Origin of the sequence: Pseudomonas plecoglossicida NBRC 103162 = DSM 15088 (assembly GCF_000730665.1) — a bacterium.
Taxonomy (GTDB): Bacteria; Pseudomonadota; Gammaproteobacteria; order Pseudomonadales; family Pseudomonadaceae; genus Aquipseudomonas; species Aquipseudomonas plecoglossicida.
The window spans coordinates 61,721-80,290 of record NZ_BBIV01000023.1 but is presented as its reverse complement, the minus strand read 5'-3'; the positions used below and the strand labels follow the sequence as shown (position 1 = coordinate 80,290).

The following is an 18,570-nucleotide window of genomic DNA, read 5'->3' as shown; positions in this document are numbered from 1 at the left end:
TATGCTCTGTAAAAAACTGTTATAAAAAAATAGCTTGTCACACCCTGTTTGTACGATTCTGCGACAGCTTGCGTGTTGGTGATCAACTGCCCGGCACGTATGATCCTTGGCAAACCTTTCCAGAATAGAATGCTATGTCATTGATAGTGCTACTGCTTCTGCCGTTCCTGGGCAGTTGCCTGGCAGCCGTGCTGCCGCACAACGCACGTAACGCCGAGTCCATCCTCGCAGGGCTCGTAGCCCTGGCAGGGACGATCCAGGTAGCACTGTTGTATCCCCAGATCGCCCATGGCGGTGTCATTCGCGAAGAGTTTCTCTGGCTGCCCAGCCTGGGGTTGAACCTCGTGCTGCGCATGGATGGTTTCGCCTGGCTGTTCTCACTGCTGGTGCTGGGTATCGGCACCCTGGTGTCGCTGTATGCGCGCTACTACATGTCGCCCCAGGACCCGGTACCGCGCTTCTTCGCATTCTTTCTCGCGTTCATGGGCGCCATGCTCGGGCTGGTGATATCCGGCAACCTGATCCAGCTGGTGTTTTTCTGGGAACTGACGAGCCTGTTTTCGTTCCTGTTGATCGGCTACTGGCACCACCGCGCCGACGCTCGCCGCGGTGCGTACATGGCGCTGATGGTCACTGGCGCCGGCGGCCTGTGCCTGCTGGTAGGCGCGCTGTTGCTTGGGCATGTGGTCGGCAGCTACGACCTGGACAAGGTATTGGCCGCTGGCGATACCATTCGCCAACACGCGCTTTACCCGGTACTGCTGCCCTTGATCCTGGTCGGCGCGCTCAGCAAGAGTGCACAGTTCCCCTTCCAGTTCTGGCTACCCCATGCCATGGCAGCGCCGACACCGGTTTCTGCCTATTTGCACTCGGCGACCATGGTCAAGGCCGGGGTCTTTCTGCTGGCGCGATTGTGGCCGGTGCTCTCCGGCAGCGAAGAGTGGTTCTGGATCGTTGGGGGTGCCGGTGCCATGACGCTGCTGCTGGGCGCGTTCGCAGCCATGTTCCAGAACGACCTCAAGGGCCTGCTGGCCTACTCCACCATCAGCCACCTGGGCCTGATCACCCTGCTGCTGGGCCTCAACAGCCCGCTGGCAGCCGTCGCCGCGGTGTTCCACATCCTCAACCACGCGACCTTCAAGGCCTCGCTGTTCATGGCCGCCGGTATCATCGACCACGAGAGCGGCACCCGCGACATCCGCCGCCTCAGCGGGCTGATCCGCCTGATTCCCTACACCGCGACACTGGCCATGGTGGCCAGCGCCTCGATGGCGGGAGTGCCGCTGATGAACGGTTTCCTGTCCAAGGAAATGTTCTTCGCCGAAACCGTTTTCATCTCCTCCACCGCCTGGGTCGAAGCCGCTCTGCCGGTGATCGCCACCCTTGCCGGCACCTTCAGCGTCGCCTACGCCCTGCGCTTTACGGTCGACGTCTTCTTCGGCCCTACCGCTCAGGATCTGCCACACACGCCGCATGAACCGCCACGCTGGATGCGCGCCCCCGTCGAACTGCTGGTGCTCACCTGCCTGGTGGTAGGTATCTTCCCTGCCCAGTCGGTCGGCCCGCTGCTGGCGGCCGCCACGTTGCCCGTGGTGGGCGGCACGCTGCCGGAATACAGCCTGGCCATCTGGCATGGCTGGAACGCGCCGTTGATCATGAGCCTGGTGGCCATGAGTGGCGGCATCGTGCTCTACCTGCTGCTGCGCAATCAGTTGCGCCTCGGCCGCTTTCCTTACCCACCGCTGCTCGAACGCTTCAATGGCAAACGCCTGTTCGAACACGGTCAGGTGCACCTGATGCTGCTGGCCCGCCGCGTCGAGAAACTGCTGACCAGCCGCCGCCTGCAGTCCCAGCTGTTCATGCTGGTGCTGGCGGCCTTCCTGGCAGGCCTCACGCCCATGCTCTACAGCGGCCTGAGCTGGGGCGATCGGCCAAAGATTCCTGGCTCCGGCGTGTTCGTCGCCCTCTGGCTGATTGCCATTGCCTGTGCCATCGGCGCCGCCTACCAGGCCAAGTACCACCGCCTGGCCGCCCTGATCATGGTCAGCGTCTGCGGCCTGATGACTTGCATCACCTTCGTGTGGTTCTCCGCACCCGACCTGGCCTTGACCCAGCTGGTGGTGGAAGTGGTCACCACGGTACTGATCCTGCTCGGCCTGCGCTGGCTGCCACGCCGTATCGAAGGCGTCTCGCCCTTGCCCGGCAGCCTCGAGCGCGCGCGCGTTCGGCGCCTGCGCGACCTGGTGCTGGCAATCCTGGTCGGAACCGGTATGGCCGTGCTGTCCTACGCCATGCTGACACGCCCCACGCCAAACGATATTTCTTCGTTCTACCTGAGCCGGGCCCTGCCCCAGGGCGGCGGTACCAATGTGGTCAACGTGATGCTGGTGGACTTCCGTGGCTTCGACACCCTCGGCGAGATCACCGTGCTGGTAGCCGTGGCGCTGACCGTGTTCGCCCTGCTGCGCCGCTTCCGCCCGCCCAAGGAGAGCATGCAGCTGCCTTCCCAGCAACGCCTGCTGGCGCCTGACGTGGTCACCGACCTGATCAACCCGCGCCATGCCACCGACACCGCCCTGGGCTTCATGATGGTGCCCGCGGTGCTGGTACGCCTGCTGTTGCCAATCGCGTTGCTGGTATCGATGTACCTGTTCATGCGTGGCCACAACCAGCCAGGCGGCGGCTTCGTCGCCGGCCTGGTCATGTCGGTGGCGTTCATCCTCCAGTACATGGTCGCCGGCACCCAATGGGTCGAAGCACAGATGAGCCTTCGACCGCTACGCTGGATGGGCACCGGGCTGCTGTGCGCCACCCTGACCGGGGTCGGCGCGATGCTGCTGGGCTATCCGTTCCTCACCACCCATACCGCCCACCTGCACCTGCCGGTACTGGGCGATGTGCACGTGGCCAGCGCACTGTTCTTCGACATCGGCGTGTATACCGTGGTGGTCGGCTCGACCCTGCTGATCCTCACTGCCCTGGCGCACCAGTCGGTCCGCGCCTATCGCCCGGGCAATCCGAAATCCAGCCAAGCAGGAGCCGCCTGATGGAAGAAGTCATAGCAGTCGCCATCGGTGTGCTGGCCGCCTCTGGGGTGTGGTTGATCCTGCGCCCTCGAACCTATCAGGTGATCATGGGCCTGTGCCTGCTGTCGTACGGGGTCAACCTGTTCATCTTCAGCATGGGCAGCCTGTTCATCGGCAAGGAGCCGATCATCAAGGATGGGGTGCCCCAGGATCTCCTGCATTACACCGACCCGCTGCCCCAGGCGCTGGTGCTGACCGCGATCGTCATCAGCTTCGCCATGACCGCCTTGTTCCTGGTCGTGCTGCTGGCATCGCGAGGCCTCACCGGTACCGACCACGTGGATGGCCGGGAGCGTGACGAATGACGTCCATGGGTCAACTGATCGTCGCCCCCATCCTGCTACCGTTGCTGACGGCGGCAGTGATGCTGTTGCTGGGCGAGAAGCATCGCCAGCTCAAAGCACGCCTGAATTTGCTTTCCACCGTCACAGGCCTGGCGATCGCGATCTGCTTGCTGTTGTGGGTACGCACCCACGGTCAGGCGGAGTCGATCGGCGTCTACCTGCCCGGCAACTGGCCTGCGCCTTTCGGCATCGTGCTGGTGCTCGATCACCTCTCGGCACTGCTACTGACGCTGACCGGAGTCATCGGCGTCAGCGCGCTGCTGTTCGCCCGCGCCCGCTGGGACAGCGCAGGCGCCAGCTTCCACGCCTTGTTCCAGATCCAGCTGATGGGCCTGTACGGTGCCTTCCTCACCGCCGACCTGTTCAACCTGTTCGTATTCTTCGAAGTGCTTCTGGCGGCCTCATACGGCCTGCTGCTGCATGGCTCGGGTCGAGCGCGGGTTCGAGCAGGCTTGCATTACATCGCCATCAACCTGTTTGCCTCGTCGCTGTTCCTGATCGGCGCGGCCATGCTCTACGGTGTTACCGGTACCCTCAACATGGCCGACCTGGCCCTGAAGATTCCGCTGGTGCCGGAAGCCGACCGCGGCCTCCTGCATGCCGGGGCTGCGGTGCTGGCCATGGCGTTTCTGGTGAAAGCCGGAATCTGGCCACTGAACTTCTGGCTTGTCCCCGCCTACGCCTCGGCCAGTGCACCGGTCGCTGCACTGTTTGCCATCATGACCAAGGTCGGGCTGTACGCCGTACTGCGCTTGTGGACGCTGCTGTTTTCCGGACAGGCGGGCGCATCGGCGCATTTTGGTGGGCAATGGCTGGTCTATGGCGGTCTGGCAACCTTGGCCGTCGCGGCAGTGTCGATATTGGCGGCCCAGCGCCTGGAGCGAATGGCCGCCCTGAGCATCCTGGTCTCCGCCGGCACCCTGCTCGGTGCCGTCGGCTTCGCCCAGCCAGCCCTGACCGGCGCAGCGTTGTTCTACCTGGTGAACTCGACCTTGGCGCTGTGCGCGCTGTTCCTGCTCGCCGAGCTGATCGAGCGCTCGCGCTCGGCCAACGAAGCACCGCTGGATGATGAAGAAGGCGTCATGCCGTCGCCGCTCGAGTCCTTGCACCCGCCCAAAGGTATCAACCTCGACGACGAGCAAAAGGTCGTGATCGGCCAGATCATCCCTTGGACCATGGCCTTCCTCGGCCTCAGCTTCATTGCCTGCGCCTTGCTGATCATCGGCATGCCGCCACTTTCGGGTTTCGTCGGCAAACTCAACCTGATCAGTGCCCTGTTCAATCCGTTGGGGCTAGGTGTTCCGGCCGAGCAACCACTGCCTGCAGCCGGCTGGGGCCTGGTGGCCTTGCTGGTACTGTCAGGCATGGCGTCGTTGATCGCCTTTGGCCGCGTGGGCATCCAGCGTTTCTGGAAGCCAGAAGAACGCCCTTCGCCTGTATTGCGTCGCTATGAATGCTTGCCGATCGTGGTCCTGTTGGGCCTGTGCATCATCCTCAGCTTCAGGGCCGAGCCTCTGCTGCGCTATACCCAGGACACCGCCGCCAGCCTGCAGACGCCAGAGCGCTATATCGAAGCGGTGATGGCAGCACGCCCCATTCCCGGCCCGACCACGCCCGAACAGCAGGTGCAGCCATGAGCCGAATATTCCCCGCTCCGCTGCTGTCCTTGGCGCTGTTCGGCTTGTGGTTGCTGCTGAACCTGTCGGTCAGCCCTGGCAACCTGTTGCTCGGCGCCGCATTAGGACTGGCTGCCCCACTGCTGATGGCACCCTTGCGCCCGCAACGCGCCCATGTGCGACGGCCGCTGGTGGTTGCCAAGTTGATCGCGCGTGTCGGTATCGATGTGATTGCCTCCAACTTGCTGGTCGCCCGCGGCGTATTGCGTGCCGGCCAGCAGCCCCCGCGCTCGGCCTTCGTGCACATCCCGCTGGATCTGCACGACGCCCATGGCCTGGCGGCCCTGTCGATGATCACCACCGTAGTGCCCGGCACCGTCTGGTCCGAACTGGCCCTGGACCGCAGCGTACTGCTGCTGCACGTGTTCGACCTGGAGGATGAAGCGGCCTTCATCGAACACTTCAAACACACCTATGAACGCCCGCTGATGGAGATCTTCGAATGACAGGCCTGCTCGCCAATGCAGTCCTTGCCAGCCTGTTCATCTTTGCCCTGGCCATGGGCCTGGCGCTGATACGGGTGTTTCGCGGCCCGTCCGCCCAGGACCGGGTACTGGCGCTGGACTACCTGTATATTCTGGGCATGCTGATGATGCTGGTACTGGGCATTCGTTATGCCAGCGACACGTACTTTGAAGGTGCCCTGCTGATTGCGCTGTTCGGCTTCGTCGGCTCGTTTGCCCTGGCCAAGTTTCTGCTGCGTGGTGAGGTGATCGAATGAACGAAACCCTTGAACTGCCGTTCTGGCTGGAACTGCTCACCGCGACACTGTTGCTGATTGGCAGCCTGTTCGCCCTGATCGGTGCAATCGGGCTGCTGCGGCTGAAAGACTATTTCCAGCGAATGCACCCACCTGCGCTGGCCTCGACCATCGGCGCATGGTGCGTAGCGCTGGCTTCGATCATCTACTTTTCGTGGATCAAGCAAAGCCCGGTGCTGCACGCCTGGCTGATTCCCATCCTGCTGTCCATTACCGTGCCCGTCACCACCCTGCTGCTGGCTCGCGCAGCGCTGTTTCGCAAACGCATGGCCAAGGAGGCGGTGCCGGAGGAAACAAGCAGCGGCGGGCATCGCGGAAACTGAGTGGCGCCAACCTCACGACTGGGTAAGGCGCTGCAACTCCCGCCGCACCATGGCCGCATAGGGTGCCGGGCGAAGCTGGTACAACTGCGCGGCCACCCAGTTCAACCAGGCACCCTGCAGGTCTTCACGTCGAGCCAACAGGGATTCGGCCTGGGCCGTCGCCCGCGCCTGGTGCTGCCGATGAAACGCCGCACGAGTGCCAGGCACTTCACCCTGATCAGTCATTCACTGGCCTTGAAAGTGATGAGTTCGCCCTTGCGCCATTTCGCGACCTTGCCGGTAACAGCCTTGAGCAATTTGCCCAGGCCCTCCTGCACTTGCTGCTGGGCTGCGAACACCAGCATCACGCCATGGCCGTCACGAAAGACGATGCCCTCGCCTTCCGGCACCGAAACAAAGGCATAGTCGCCCAGGCCATAGACATTGAGCTTGATTTCACGAAAGCGCATTTCCAGTTTGCCACCTTCCCGGCTCGGCAAAACCGCCGCCCGGAAATGATCGCCCACCTTCAACTCCAGTCGCTGCTTGTCATCGACCACCAACGCACTCTCAGTGTCGATTTCGGCCATGTACAGGCCTTCGGGGTTCTGTTCGGTGACATAAATGAAACGACCTTGAAACAGCTTGGCCAACTTACCGCGCAAATCGCCAAGTGCGAACAAGGCATGGGTATCGAGTGTACTGACTGCCAATGAAGTAATCCTCAGACCGGTGACATCCGCCCTCACTCGACCTCAGCGAGATGCGGCCATATTCATTTCGATAGGCAAAAGAGTAATCAAGCGATGCGCGAAACGTCTGTGCCTGCTGACGATGCAACAGGCAGGAAATTTTACACGAGCTTGTCAGACCCGGGCTTTATATAGCCGCTAGACATGTTCCCGGAGCGGGAAGCGTAAAGTCTGACAAATACATCCGCCAGAAAGATGCGATAGATAACTGCACGCCCATCATCGGGCGCGGGCATCAAGCAGCGCATTACCGGGGATCAAATATGCACGAAAACACCGAAATCCGTCGAGCGCAAAAGCACATTTATTGCTCCGCGTCAGGCGGCCTCGGCTTTTTGCAACTGTTTCAACCAGGCGGCCTGGCATTCCAGGGCCTCTTCACGGGTCGCGAATGCCGTACCACGGCGCTCACCATTGACCAATACCACCCAGCAAATGCGCTTGCCCAGCGCTTGCAGCGTTGCTGGCACGCCTGTGCCGATCATCACGGCCACATCGACTCGGCTATTCATCATTCCCTCCGGAATATAAGTAGCACCCTAACGATATGACCATGATACGCCCGCCATTGGGGAAGAAACAGCACATTGCTGTACAGCAGCATTGCACCCTGAGCAACAAAGCCAGACGACCCCCTGGCGCCAGAAACGCAAAAAGCCCCAAGGATCACTCCATGGGGCTTGGCGCACCGCGTGCGATCAGACCTGACGCTGGTGGCGGTCGAGCTGCTCGTGTCGCTCTTGCGCTTCGATGCAGTACTTGGTGGTCGGGCTGATCAAAAGACGCTTGAGACCGATTGGCTCACCACTGTCATCGCACCAGCCAAAGCTCTCGTCATTGATACGATCAAGCGCCATTTCCAGCTGCGGCAACAAGCGCTGGTCGCGATCGATGGCGTTGACCAGCCAGCTACGCTCCTCTTCGACCGACGCCACATCGGCAGGGTCCGACGGGGTGTCCAGGCCTTCGATGGTGGCGCGGCTCAGCTCGATGCGTTCATGGGTTTCGACTTTCATCGCCTGCAGCAGGGCAGTGAAGAATGCCAGCTGATCAGCGTTCATGTAGTCATCGGCCGACATGGCCAGCAACTGTTCCTTGGTCATCGATATCTCTATGAAAAAATGTGCATTTGGGCAATTCAGGTGCCGCCGACGCACTGGCATCGGCAGCGGAATTCTTCAAGCGCCAACTGGCACTCTTTTACAGGGGGCGGAAGTCTAAGGCGCCGCGTCGCCAGGGGCAACACCAATGACGGTGGATTTGACCGAAATGAGGTGGAATCTGCCTGCCGGCTGTCATTTTCCGATAAGACAACCGGACAGTGGCAGAAAAGTCAGTAACCCACTACCCCACCGGCTTGCCTCCCTTGGCAGTAGACCTGTAGTACCGCAGGCCTTAGCCCAGACGACCCAATGGCGGCAGGACCCTCACCGAGACTGCCGCTATGCCCCCTGTCAACAGGCTACGTCGCAACACCACGCTGCCCTGCCAGATCGCCCAGACCTTCGCCAACCGCCCTCGACTGTTCGAGGTTGCCGCCCGTCTGCTACTGGAACAATGGCCCGCCTACGGCTTCGACGTCACACTCGACCCAGTGGGTCTGCAACTGGCCAGTTTCGGCCCCGTGCCAGGTGTCGCCTATGTCCGCCCGCTCTATCAGTTGCTGGCAGAGCGTTTCTGCCTGCGCGCCACCCTCAATCTGACCTCAGGGCAGGATGTCGTCTGCCGCGAGCTGCGCATCGAACCCGAGCAGCCGGTGCCGGTCGATCTGGTGCGACTCGAAGCCCTGATAAATGAATGCGGCCCGCTGCTTCTCGACAATTTCACCGCAGCACTGGTCGATTTCTGGTGCGCGGCCGACCGCAGCGGTGAAACCCCTTGGTCCTGGCTGAGCAAGCATCTGCAGGAACGCTTGCGCTGCGCGGTGGCCGAGGCAGCTGCCAAGCATGAACTGCCTGCCGCCCAAGCCACGCTCGAGGCACTCGCCGAAGCGCCCGCCAACTACGACGACCAGCTCAAGCTGTGCGCCGAACACGGCATCACGCTGCAGACGGTAGTCACCAATTTTTCCGCCGACTGGCAGCTGGACCCCAACCTGGTCAGCGCTGTCTTGATCGAGCGCCCGGACGCACCTGGCCGCCCACCCTTCACCTTGCTCTTCACCCCCGGGGGCCGATTGCTGTCCTTCCCTTCCCGCACGCGCTTGCTGGAAGCCATCAGCGAGCACTGGCCAGCAATCCTCGCCAAGTCACCACCCGCGGTTAAACTGGGCACACCCGAGCGGCAGCTGTTCCAGGCGCAGGCTGCAAACCTGCTGCAGCAGCAACTCGAAGGCATCGAGATCGCCGCCACCGCCTTTCATACCCAAGGCAGTGCCCAGCAACTGGAAGATGCCCTGGACCACCTCGGCTCGCTGGCGCCCCTGTGCAGCATGGACGACCTGGCGGGCCATGGAAGCCTCATCGACCAATTCCCCGGCTGGATGCGCGATGGCAACCCCAGGGCGCTGATCGTCTACAGCTCGATGCTGACCGATGTCGCCCGCAGCAGTGCCGACGCCGATGGCAAGACCTGGCTGGACGGCGTACCCAGCGCACAAGTCTTCGCCTGCGAGCGCCTTGGCGCACTGATTCGCCGTGATCATCCCACGTCGACCCTTGACCCTGCTGCCGTAAGAGTGATCAACCACCAGACCACCGCCACGGCAATTCCGGTGGGAGGGCAAATGGTGAGCGAAGGCACCACGGTAGCGGTGACCTTCAGCCTGACGCAGCTGGCCATCGCCAACCTTGGGCTGCTCAAGCCGGGGAGAGTCACGCTGGAAACGACCGATGGACAACCCATACCCACCTGGCTTGATACTGCGGCGCTGCGTGCCCTGATCGACGAGGCGGACATCGGCACGACCTACCCGCAAAGGTTGAAGGCCCTGCTACTCGACGACGCCCGGCAGAGCAACGCGCGGCAGCGACTGCTTGCCGATCAATTGCGCAGCCAACTGCCAACGCAGGTCATGACCCGGCATCTGCAGCACGGACACCCCTCGCTGCTGGCGATCATCGCTGTCGAACAGCTGTTCGCTCCGCTGCCCGATGAACACGATCAATGGGTCATGCGCCCGCTGGGTCTGCTGAGAACGATGGACGCCGCCCCTGACCACCCGCGCAACGCTTGGTTGCTGGAAAACGACACCTTGCCCGGCCAGAGCTGCCTGCTTTACCGCCCCCTGCACCACGAGCCCATCGTGGAGTTCCGCGATCGCCTTGCTTTACTGGTGGCACTCGGCGAAAGCGGCGAACTGCAGGATGACATCATTCATCGACTGCCCGAAGAGGACCGGCGGGTGTACAAGCATGGTGGTTTCATGGAACCGCATATTTTCTTCCCGCTGGAAGACGACTGGGCGGTCGCACCGAGCAAGCCGGCACCGGTGACCCTGTCACGCGAAGCCCCTGTCGTCGATGTGGCTCGCGCCATCTACGAGGCCTGCGTCGAGGAAGCGTTGCACAACTTCAAGGAACGATCGGCCAGCAGCGACGAAGCCCGTTGGCAACGCTGGGAAGAGTTGGGCTGGCTGTTGCTCAACACGGTCTTGCCGTTCGTCGAAGGCCCCGTAGCCGAAGCCGCCTGGCTGGTGCAGATGGAAACCGCATTCGCCCACCTGATGCAGGCCAACGAGGACAACCAGCCGGGAGACCGCAGCGCAGACTGGATAGCACTGCTGGTCAATGTCGCCTTCCTGATCTTCAACCACGCGATGGAACGTATGGAGCAGGAGCACCCTCTGGACGCAACCCTGCCTCCCGGTCAGCAGCAGGCACTGACGCCTGCGCCGGTGGTGGTCACCAGCCCGACCGAGACACGGCTCGACTTCAGCTGGGCGCAACCGACGCTCAAGCTCGACAGCAAGCAGGCCAGCGCGCTCGACAAGTTGCGGGTCGACATCTCGGTCGATACCCTGGGTTCCGCGGTTCCCTCTGGCCCCATGCGCGGCCTCTACTTGCATGCCGACCAGCTTTACAGTCGAGTCGAGGGCAAGGTCTACAAGGTGCAAATCGATACTGTGAGCGAGCAGTTTCGAATCGTAGGCGCAGCCGATGGCAACGCACTCGGCCCGTGGCTGCGGCGCGATGAAGCGGGCCGCTGGCAGCTGGACCTCGGGTTGCGCCTGAAAGGTGGCATGCCGCCCAGGAAGCAGATTGCCAGATCGAAGGACGCTATCAGGAAAAGCACCGAAGAGCTGGCCAAACGCCTGGTCAGCGACTCGAAAAGCATCGTCGAGCGAATACCCGAGCTCAGGAAAGTCAGCACACTGGGGCAAGGCTCCGATGAGCCTCGCGTCATTCGCGGCTGCCTGGAGAAACTGCAAGTATTCGAGACGTTCATCGCAGAACATATCCAGCGCCTGCACGAGCTGAACGCACGAACCCCGGTGCAAGAGTACAAGGTCAAGCGCGCCGGCACCCTGTTCCATCAGCTCGAATGCCAGTTGCAGATACGTGAACTGCAGCTGCGCCTCTACAAGCCGGAGCGCACGCAGCTGACGGGCATGATCGACCGCCTGGTCGAGCTTTCCCCCGCAGATATCGTCATTCTGCGAAAACGCCTGGAGGATACAGGCACCCTGATCGACCAGCTCTTCGACAACGCCACCGCCTTCAACCTATGCCTGGAGCAGATGCGACGACTTGCCGGCCCGTCCCAGCCGAAGGTCGCCGAGATGCTGAGCAAGATCGAGCCGCACAAGGGCAGCTGGACGATCTTGCACTGGCGCTTCATACGCTGTGAGAACCGCTTCGACCGCCTGATTCTCGACGAAGAGCACAATGAAGGTATCTGGCTCTTGCGTGCCTGGCGCAACATCGATCTGGCCATCAGTCAGTACGTGCAACTGCACAAGCAAGCCAACGCCAGCGATGAGGTCATGCGGCGGGTGCTGCAGAGCATCGCCTCGAACCTGGACAATGCCAGGACGCGGCTAAGCGCCCTGGCAGACGCCTTCGGCAAGGACCACGTGCCCACATTGCTCAACGACCTGAGGCGCGACGTCAACGCCATCAGCACCAGCGTCGATTTCGAGCGCTCTGAGTATCCAGGGAACGACGAGCGCAGCACGATATCCCAGTTGAACGAGCAACTGCCCGGGCTCATAGAAACCCGCGATGACGGTCTGCTGCTGGGCCAACCACGTACAGATGACAACGACATCATCGACATTCCAGGGGTCGACAACGACTCTGTCTCTACTGCTTACAAGCGCGAAGACGACCAGTGGGTCGCCGTCGATGCCGCAGCGACAAACAAGACCAAGACGACACCAGGCAAAGCACCTGCGAAGTTGAAGACGCTGCTCAAGCAAAGCACCCGATTACTCGATGGCGCCCGCAAGGAAGTCGCCCTGATGCAAAGCAAGAAGGCCAATACCTATATCCCGGTCGACATCCAGGACAGCCTGCTTGGCCATCGCGCACGACTGGACGAGCACCGAGCTGCCATCGAGTTGCGCCTGACACGCGACAACCAGACTGACGAAGGCACGCCGGGTGCTGACGCAGCCATGAACATCAAGGCGATAGAGGACATGTCATCGACCTTGGCCGATCAGGCGACCGCACAGCGGGCACGGGTTGCACTGCTGCAAGCCCCCAGGATGGGTGAGCTGCAGTTCCTGCTGGAGCGCGAACAGGTGGTGATCGAGTCGACCGGGCCACGCCACAGACTGGCCAAGGTCGCCGGGCGCAGCGACGACTATCTGGAAGAGTTCGTCATACGCCACCAGAACCAGGCGCACTGGTTTGCCCACTTCCACTACCCCGCCATGAACACGCGGCAGGCCGACTACACCGCGGGTCATCTCAAGACCGCCGAGCAGCGCTATGAGCGCGGTCGGTTGGTCAAGAACCCTGACGGTCGTGAAATCGAGGTCTACCGCAGCCCGATCGATCGGGCCGCAGCAAACGCTTACTTCTTCACAGGCTGAGTGGTTGCACGCTGGAGGGTTTGGCCAGGGATCTCAGCGGTCCTTGAACTGCGCCTCGCGCTTGGCGATGAAGGCTGCCATGCCCTCCTTCTGGTCTTCGGTGGAGAACGCCGCATGGAACACCCGACGCTCGAAACGCACACCTTCGCTGAGGGTGACTTCGAACGCACGGTTGACGCTTTCCTTGACCATCATGCTGACCGGGATCGACTTGCTGGCGATGGTCGCCGCCACCTTCAGGGCTTCCTCGACCAGTTCGGCCTGAGGCACCACACGCGCCACGAGCCCTGCGCGCTCGGCCTCTTCAGCGCCCATCAGGCGGCCGGTCAGGCACAGTTCCATGGCCTTGGCCTTGCCCACCGCACGGGTCAGGCGCTGGGTGCCGCCCATGCCCGGCAGCACGCCGAGATTGATTTCGGGCTGGCCGAACCTGGCGTTGTCGCCAGCCAGGATGAAGTCGCACATCATCGCCAGCTCACAGCCACCGCCGAGGGCAAAACCGGACACGGCAGCGATGATCGGCTTGCGCCGGTTGGCGATGCGGTCGGAGTCGCTGAACAGGTCGTCGACGTAGATCTGCGGGTACTTGAGCTCGGCCATCTCCTTGATATCGGCACCCGCCGCGAAGGCCTTGGCGGACCCGGTCAGCACCACACAGCCGATGTTCGGGTCCTTCTCCAGCTGGTCCAGGGCCTGGTTGATCTCGCCGATGATCTGCGCGTTGAGGGCGTTGAGCGCCTGGGGACGATTGAGCGTGATCAGGCCGACCTTGCCGTGGATGTCCAACAGGATGGTTTCGAATGCCATGCAGACTGCTCCTTCAAAGATTGCGCGCAATGACCATGCGCTGAATGTCGCTGGTGCCTTCGTAGATCTGGCAGACACGCACGTCGCGGTAGATCCGCTCCAGCGGGAAGTCGCTCAGATAGCCATAACCGCCAAGCGTCTGCAAGGCATCCGAACAGACCTTTTCGGCCATTTCCGAGGCGAAAAGCTTGGCCATCGAGGCTTCCACCAAGGCCGGACGCTCGGCATCGCGCAGCGCCGCGGCATGCAGCACCATCTGCCTGGCCACCGCGATCCTGGTGGCCATGTCGGCCAGGCGGAAGGCCACCGCCTGGTGCTCGATCAGGGCTTTACCGAAGCTCTGCCGCTCGTGGGCATAGTCGCGGGCCACTTCGAACGCGGCGCGGGCCATGCCCACCGATTGCGAGGCGATACCGATGCGCCCACCTTCCAGGTTGGCCAGGGCGATCTTGTAGCCCTGCCCTTCTTCGCCCAGGCGGTTGGCCACTGGCACACGCACGTTGTCGAAGACAATCTGGCAAGTGTCGGAGGCATGCTGGCCGAGCTTGTCCTCGACCCGCGCGACCTGGTAGCCCGGCGAATCGGTGGGCACGATGAAGGCCGTGATACCACGCTTGCCGGCATCCGGGTCGGTAACGGCGAAGACGATCACCACCCCGGCGTTCTGCCCGGAGGTGATGAACTGCTTGCTGCCGTTGAGCACGTAGTGAACACCTTCCAGGCGTGCCCGGGTCTTCAGGCTGCTGGCATCGGAACCTGCCTGGGGCTCGGTGAGGGCGAAGGCACCGATCATCGCACCGCTGGCCAACGGCGCGAGAAATTGCTGTTTCTGCTGCTCGCTGCCGAATTTCAGGATCGGCACGCAACCCACCGAGTTGTGCACGCTCATGATCGTCGAGCAGGCGCCATCGCCCGCCGCGATTTCTTCCAGGGCCATGGCATAGGCCACGTAGCCGGTATCGCTGCCGCCGTATTGCTCCGGCACCAGCATGCCGAACAGGCCCAGCGCCGCCATCTCGTCGATGGCCTCGCGGGGGAAGCGATGAGCCTTGTCCCATTGCTCGGCGAAGGGCCGCAGGCGCTCCTGGGCAAATTCGCGGACGGCGTCGGCGATCTGTTGTTGCTCGTCAGTTACCAACATGGTTCACCTCAGTACAGGCATTCGACCGCCATGGCCGTGGCCTCGCCACCGCCAATGCAGATGGCCGCCACGCCACGGCGCAGGTTGTTCTGGCGCAGGGCCGACAGCAGGGTCACCAGGATGCGCGCACCGGAGGCACCGATCGGGTGCCCCAAGGCGCAGGCGCCGCCGTGGATATTGACCTTGTCGTGGGGCAGGTCCAGGTGCTTCATGGCCGCCAGGGTGACCACGGCAAAGGCTTCGTTGATCTCGAACAGGTCGACCTCGCCCAGGTTCCAGCCCGTGCGTTTCATCAGCTTGTCGATGGCACCGATCGGCGCGGTGGGGAACAGTGCCGGGGCATCGGCGAACGCCGCGTGGCCATGGATCACCGCCAGTGGCTTGAGGCCACGCTTGTCGGCTTCGGAGCGGCGCATCAGCATCAGCGCCGCGGCACCGTCGGAGATCGAGCTCGAGTTGGCGGCGGTGACGGTGCCACCTTCGCGGAACGCGGGCTTGAGCTGCGCAATCTTGTCCAGGCGCGCTTTGGGCGGCTGCTCATCGTCCTTGACGATGCGCTTTTCCTTGCCCTCGGTGACTTCCACCGGAACGATCTCGGCAGCGAACCGGCCAGTGCTGATCGCCTCCTGGGCACGGGTCAGCGAAGCGATGGCGAACTGGTCCTGGGCTTCGCGGCTGAAGGCGTTGGCCTGGGCGCAGTCCTCGGCAAAGGTGCCCATCAGGCGCCCTTTGTCGTAGGCATCCTCGAGGCCATCCATGAACATGTGGTCGATGATCCTGCCGTGCCCCATGCGGTATCCGCCGCGCGCCTTGTCGAGCAGGTACGGGGCATTGGTCATGCTTTCCATGCCGCCTGCCACCACCACATCGGCGCTGCCGGCCAGCAGCAGGTCGTGGGCCATGATCGCAGCCTGCATGCCCGAACCGCACATCTTGTTCAGGGTGGTGCACGTCGTGTGCTTGTCCAGCCCGGCGCCGAGCGCGGCCTGGCGTGCCGGTGCCTGGCCCAGGCCGGCAGGCAGCACGCAACCGAACAGCACCTGCTCGACACTGGCGGCGTCGATACCGGCTCGCGCCACGGCACCGCGGATGGCGGCGCTGCCCAGTTGCGGCGCGGTCAGGCTCTTGAGGTCGCCCTGCAGCCCACCCATGGGTGTGCGCACGGCGCTGACGATGACGATCGGATCGTTGGCAAGGGTCATGTTGGTTTCTCCTTACTTGGCAGCCATGCGCAGCGCACCGTCGAGGCGGATCACCTCGCCGTTGAGCATGCTGTTCTCGATGATGTGACGGGCCAGTGCCGCGTATTCGACGGGCCGGCCCAGGCGTGGTGGGAAAGGTACACCGGCGGCCAGCGAGTCGCGGACCTCCTGGGTCATGCCGGCCATCATCGGGGTTTCGAAAATACCCGGGGCGATGGTCATTACCCGAATGCCGAAGCGCGCCAGCTCGCGGGCGGCCGGCAAGGTCAGGCTGGCAATGGCACCCTTCGATGCAGCATAGGCAGCCTGGCCGATCTGGCCATCGTAGGCGGCAATCGACGCCGTGTTGATGATCACGCCACGCTCGCCTTGCGCGTCGGCGGCGCCTTCGGCCATGGCCGCAGCCGCCAGACGCAGCAGGTTGAAACTGCCGATCAGGTTGACGTTGATGACCTTGGCGAAGCTGGCCAGCCCATGCGGCCCCTGCTTGCCCAATACTTTCTCGGCACCGACGATGCCCGCGCAGTTGACCAGCCCGTGCAGGCTGCCGAAGGCGGCCACGGCGGCGTCCACGGCAGCCTTCGCGGCCTGCTCGTCGCTGATGTCGGCCACCGCGAAATGTGCACGGTCACCCAGTTCGTGTGCCTTGGCTTCCACGGCCTGGGCATTGAGGTCGACCAGCATGACGTTGGCACCGCCCTCGATCAGCATGTGCGCGGTTGCGGCACCCAGCCCCGAGGCCGCGCCGCTGACGATGAAGTTGCTGTTGGCTATCTGCATGATGGGTTCCTTCAGGCGCTGGCGCGGTTGGCCTGCGCCGCTTGTTGTAGGGCGATTTCCTGATTGCGCAGGATGAAGCGTTGCAGCTTGCCACTGGGGGTCTTGGGCAGCTCGCTGACGAATTCGATTTCCCGTGGGTAGGCATGGGCGTACAGGCGCTGGCGTACATGCTGGCGCAGTGTCTCTTCGAGTTCCGGCGTACCACTAACACCCGCCGCGAGCACGACGAAGGCCTTGATAAGCTCGGTACGCTCGGGGTCCGGCTTGCCGATCACCGCAGCCTCGATCACCGCTGGGTGCTCGATCAGTGCGCTTTCCACATCGAACGGGCCCACTCGATAGCCCGATGTGGTGATCACATCGTCGCTGCGGCCGACGAAGCTGATGCTGCCATCGTGGTTGAGCTCGACGGTGTCGCCGCTGAGGTAGTACTTGCCGACGAAACTCTTGGTGGGCAAGCCGTGGTAACCGGCGAACCAGCACAGCGGTGATTGCTCCCGGTCCACGGCCAGGATGCCAGGCAGGCCGGCGGGCAGTTCGTTGCCCTGCTCGTCGAGCACGACGATGCGGTGACCGGGGATGGCAAAGCCGGCCGAGCCAAGGTGAACCGGGTGCTGCAGGCCATGATGGTTGCACAGCACCATGCCCAGCTCGGTCTGGCCGTAGTGGTCGTGGATGGTCACGCCCAGTTCGTCGGCGAACCAGCGGATCACTTCCGGGTTGAGCGGTTCGCCCGCACTGCTGACCACCCGCAGGCGCCCCTGGATCGGCGCGGAGAACTCATGCCCGGCGGCGATCAGCAGGCGGTACGCCGTGGGCGAGCCCGCCAGGTTGGTGATGCCCAGTTTGGCGATGACCCGCGCGCAGCTTTCGACGCTGAAGGGGCCATCGTAGAAGGTGGTAGCATGGCCCAGCGACAGCGGGCCGGTGACGGCATAGTACAGGCCATAGGCCCAGCCCGGGTCGGCCAGGTTCCAGAAGTGGTCTTCCGGGCGCAGGTCGATGGCATCGCGCATGTAGCCCTGGAACGCCACAATGGCTCGCAGCGGCACTTCCAGCGGCTTCGCCGGGCCTGTGGTGCCCGAGGTAAACATCAGCAGGAACGGGTCGTCGCCACGGCGCAGAACCGGGTCGCATGCTGGCGCTGCCGCGTCGAGCAGGCGCTGGAAATCCAGCTCGCCTTCGGCCGCATTGACAGTGATGGTGACCGGGCGTGCAGTCAGGCCATCGAGCTTGGGGCGATTGCCCCGGTCGGTGACCACGACCTTGGCCCCGGATTGCTCCAACCGGTGCTCGAGGGCCTTCGGACCAAAGGCAGTGAACAGAGGCTGATAGACGGCGCCGAGGCGCCAGGTGGCGAGGATCGTCACCAGCAGCTCAGGAGTTCGCGGCAACAAGCCGGCGACCCGGTCACCGGGACCGACGCCTTGCGAGCGCAAGACATTGGCGAAACGGGCGGCCATCTCCTGCAACTGTTCAAAACTGTAGCGTTTGCCGTTACCGTCCCGATCCTCCCAGACAAGTGCGGCCTTGTCCGTGCCTACATGGCGATCGCAGCATTCGACACAGGCATTGAGGGCCCCAAGGTCGCCTTGCAAAGCCGCATTCACGGCCTCTTCATAGGCGAACGAACGGACGGCCTCGGCGTAATCGCGCATCGTCAGACTCCTGGTTTCTTATTGTTGGAATCGCACCAAAGGTCTGACGATGGTCACGCCAACGCCCTGCGCGGACAATGGC

General features: G+C 63.0%; 16 protein-coding genes. 7 read left to right on the top strand and 9 right to left on the bottom strand.

Annotation, left to right across the window (positions count from 1 at the left end):
• Positions 1-134: 134 nt before the first annotated feature.
• The 6 genes from PPL01S_RS15170 to PPL01S_RS15145 are packed head-to-tail and all read left to right on the top strand — an operon-like array spanning position 135 to position 6,189.
• Entirely contained in the window at positions 135-3,047 is a 2,913-nt protein-coding gene (locus PPL01S_RS15170) for a monovalent cation/H+ antiporter subunit A (protein ID WP_028625922.1), read from the top strand.
• A complete protein-coding gene (locus PPL01S_RS15165) occupies positions 3,047-3,391 on the top strand; it encodes a Na+/H+ antiporter subunit C (RefSeq protein WP_013971840.1) in 345 nt (114 codons plus the stop codon). Before PPL01S_RS15170 ends, PPL01S_RS15165 begins: the two co-directional genes overlap by 1 nt.
• Entirely contained in the window at positions 3,388-5,067 is a 1,680-nt protein-coding gene (locus PPL01S_RS15160) for a monovalent cation/H+ antiporter subunit D (RefSeq protein WP_016393162.1), read from the top strand. The genes PPL01S_RS15165 and PPL01S_RS15160 overlap by 4 nt, the downstream gene beginning before the upstream one ends.
• Positions 5,064-5,552, top strand: coding sequence for a Na+/H+ antiporter subunit E (locus tag PPL01S_RS15155; RefSeq protein WP_016393161.1), 489 nt, complete (start codon positions 5,064-5,066; stop codon positions 5,550-5,552). Before PPL01S_RS15160 ends, PPL01S_RS15155 begins: the two co-directional genes overlap by 4 nt.
• A complete protein-coding gene (locus tag PPL01S_RS15150; protein WP_016393160.1) occupies positions 5,549-5,827 on the top strand; it encodes a K+/H+ antiporter subunit F in 279 nt (92 codons plus the stop codon). Before PPL01S_RS15155 ends, PPL01S_RS15150 begins: the two co-directional genes overlap by 4 nt.
• Positions 5,824-6,189: a Na+/H+ antiporter subunit G gene (locus tag PPL01S_RS15145; protein WP_016393159.1), complete on the top strand. Its 366-nt coding sequence runs from the start codon at positions 5,824-5,826 to the stop codon at positions 6,187-6,189. The genes PPL01S_RS15150 and PPL01S_RS15145 overlap by 4 nt, the downstream gene beginning before the upstream one ends.
• 12 nt (positions 6,190-6,201) lie before the next feature.
• Here the strand turns inward: PPL01S_RS15145 and PPL01S_RS15140 are convergent, their stop codons facing one another.
• The 4 genes from PPL01S_RS15140 to PPL01S_RS15125 all read right to left on the bottom strand — a co-directional run bounded on the left by PPL01S_RS15140 (position 6,202) and on the right by PPL01S_RS15125 (position 8,023).
• On the bottom strand, positions 6,202-6,414 hold the full coding sequence (locus tag PPL01S_RS15140; protein WP_016393158.1) for a hypothetical protein: 213 nt from the start codon (positions 6,412-6,414) through the stop codon (positions 6,202-6,204).
• Positions 6,411-6,881, bottom strand: a complete 471-nt coding sequence (locus tag PPL01S_RS15135; RefSeq protein ID WP_016393157.1) for a hypothetical protein — start codon at positions 6,879-6,881, stop codon at positions 6,411-6,413. The genes PPL01S_RS15140 and PPL01S_RS15135 overlap by 4 nt, the downstream gene beginning before the upstream one ends.
• 356 nt (positions 6,882-7,237) lie before the next feature.
• The gene (locus PPL01S_RS15130; RefSeq protein ID WP_016393156.1) at positions 7,238-7,432 is read right to left on the bottom strand and encodes a hypothetical protein; all 195 of its coding nucleotides are present in this window, start codon (positions 7,430-7,432) and stop codon (positions 7,238-7,240) included.
• 186 nt (positions 7,433-7,618) lie between these two features.
• Positions 7,619-8,023: a TraR/DksA family transcriptional regulator gene (locus PPL01S_RS15125; protein WP_016393155.1), complete on the bottom strand. Its 405-nt coding sequence runs from the start codon at positions 8,021-8,023 to the stop codon at positions 7,619-7,621.
• A gap of 341 nt (positions 8,024-8,364) precedes the next feature.
• On the opposite strand from PPL01S_RS15125, the gene PPL01S_RS15120 reads away from it, so the two are divergent.
• Positions 8,365-12,900: a dermonecrotic toxin domain-containing protein gene (locus tag PPL01S_RS15120; RefSeq protein ID WP_028625924.1), complete on the top strand. Its 4,536-nt coding sequence runs from the start codon at positions 8,365-8,367 to the stop codon at positions 12,898-12,900.
• Between the two features lie 33 nt (positions 12,901-12,933).
• On the opposite strand, the gene PPL01S_RS15115 is transcribed toward PPL01S_RS15120, so the two are convergent.
• From PPL01S_RS15115 to PPL01S_RS15095, 5 genes are read right to left on the bottom strand one after another with little or no spacing between them, the layout of a single operon-like run.
• Entirely contained in the window at positions 12,934-13,707 is a 774-nt protein-coding gene (locus PPL01S_RS15115) for an enoyl-CoA hydratase (protein WP_016393154.1), read from the bottom strand.
• Between the two features lie 13 nt (positions 13,708-13,720).
• The gene (locus PPL01S_RS15110) at positions 13,721-14,848 is read right to left on the bottom strand and encodes an acyl-CoA dehydrogenase (protein ID WP_016393153.1); all 1,128 of its coding nucleotides are present in this window, start codon (positions 14,846-14,848) and stop codon (positions 13,721-13,723) included.
• Positions 14,849-14,856: 8 nt separating this feature from the next.
• Entirely contained in the window at positions 14,857-16,050 is a 1,194-nt protein-coding gene (locus PPL01S_RS15105) for an acetyl-CoA C-acyltransferase (protein WP_016393152.1), read from the bottom strand.
• Positions 16,051-16,062: 12 nt separating this feature from the next.
• The gene (locus PPL01S_RS15100; RefSeq protein WP_016393151.1) at positions 16,063-16,830 is read right to left on the bottom strand and encodes an SDR family NAD(P)-dependent oxidoreductase; all 768 of its coding nucleotides are present in this window, start codon (positions 16,828-16,830) and stop codon (positions 16,063-16,065) included.
• Positions 16,831-16,841: 11 nt separating this feature from the next.
• Positions 16,842-18,488 (bottom strand): AMP-binding protein, encoded by a 1,647-nt coding sequence (locus PPL01S_RS15095; RefSeq protein WP_016393150.1) that lies wholly within the window; start codon positions 18,486-18,488, stop codon positions 16,842-16,844.
• Positions 18,489-18,570 lie beyond the last annotated feature (82 nt).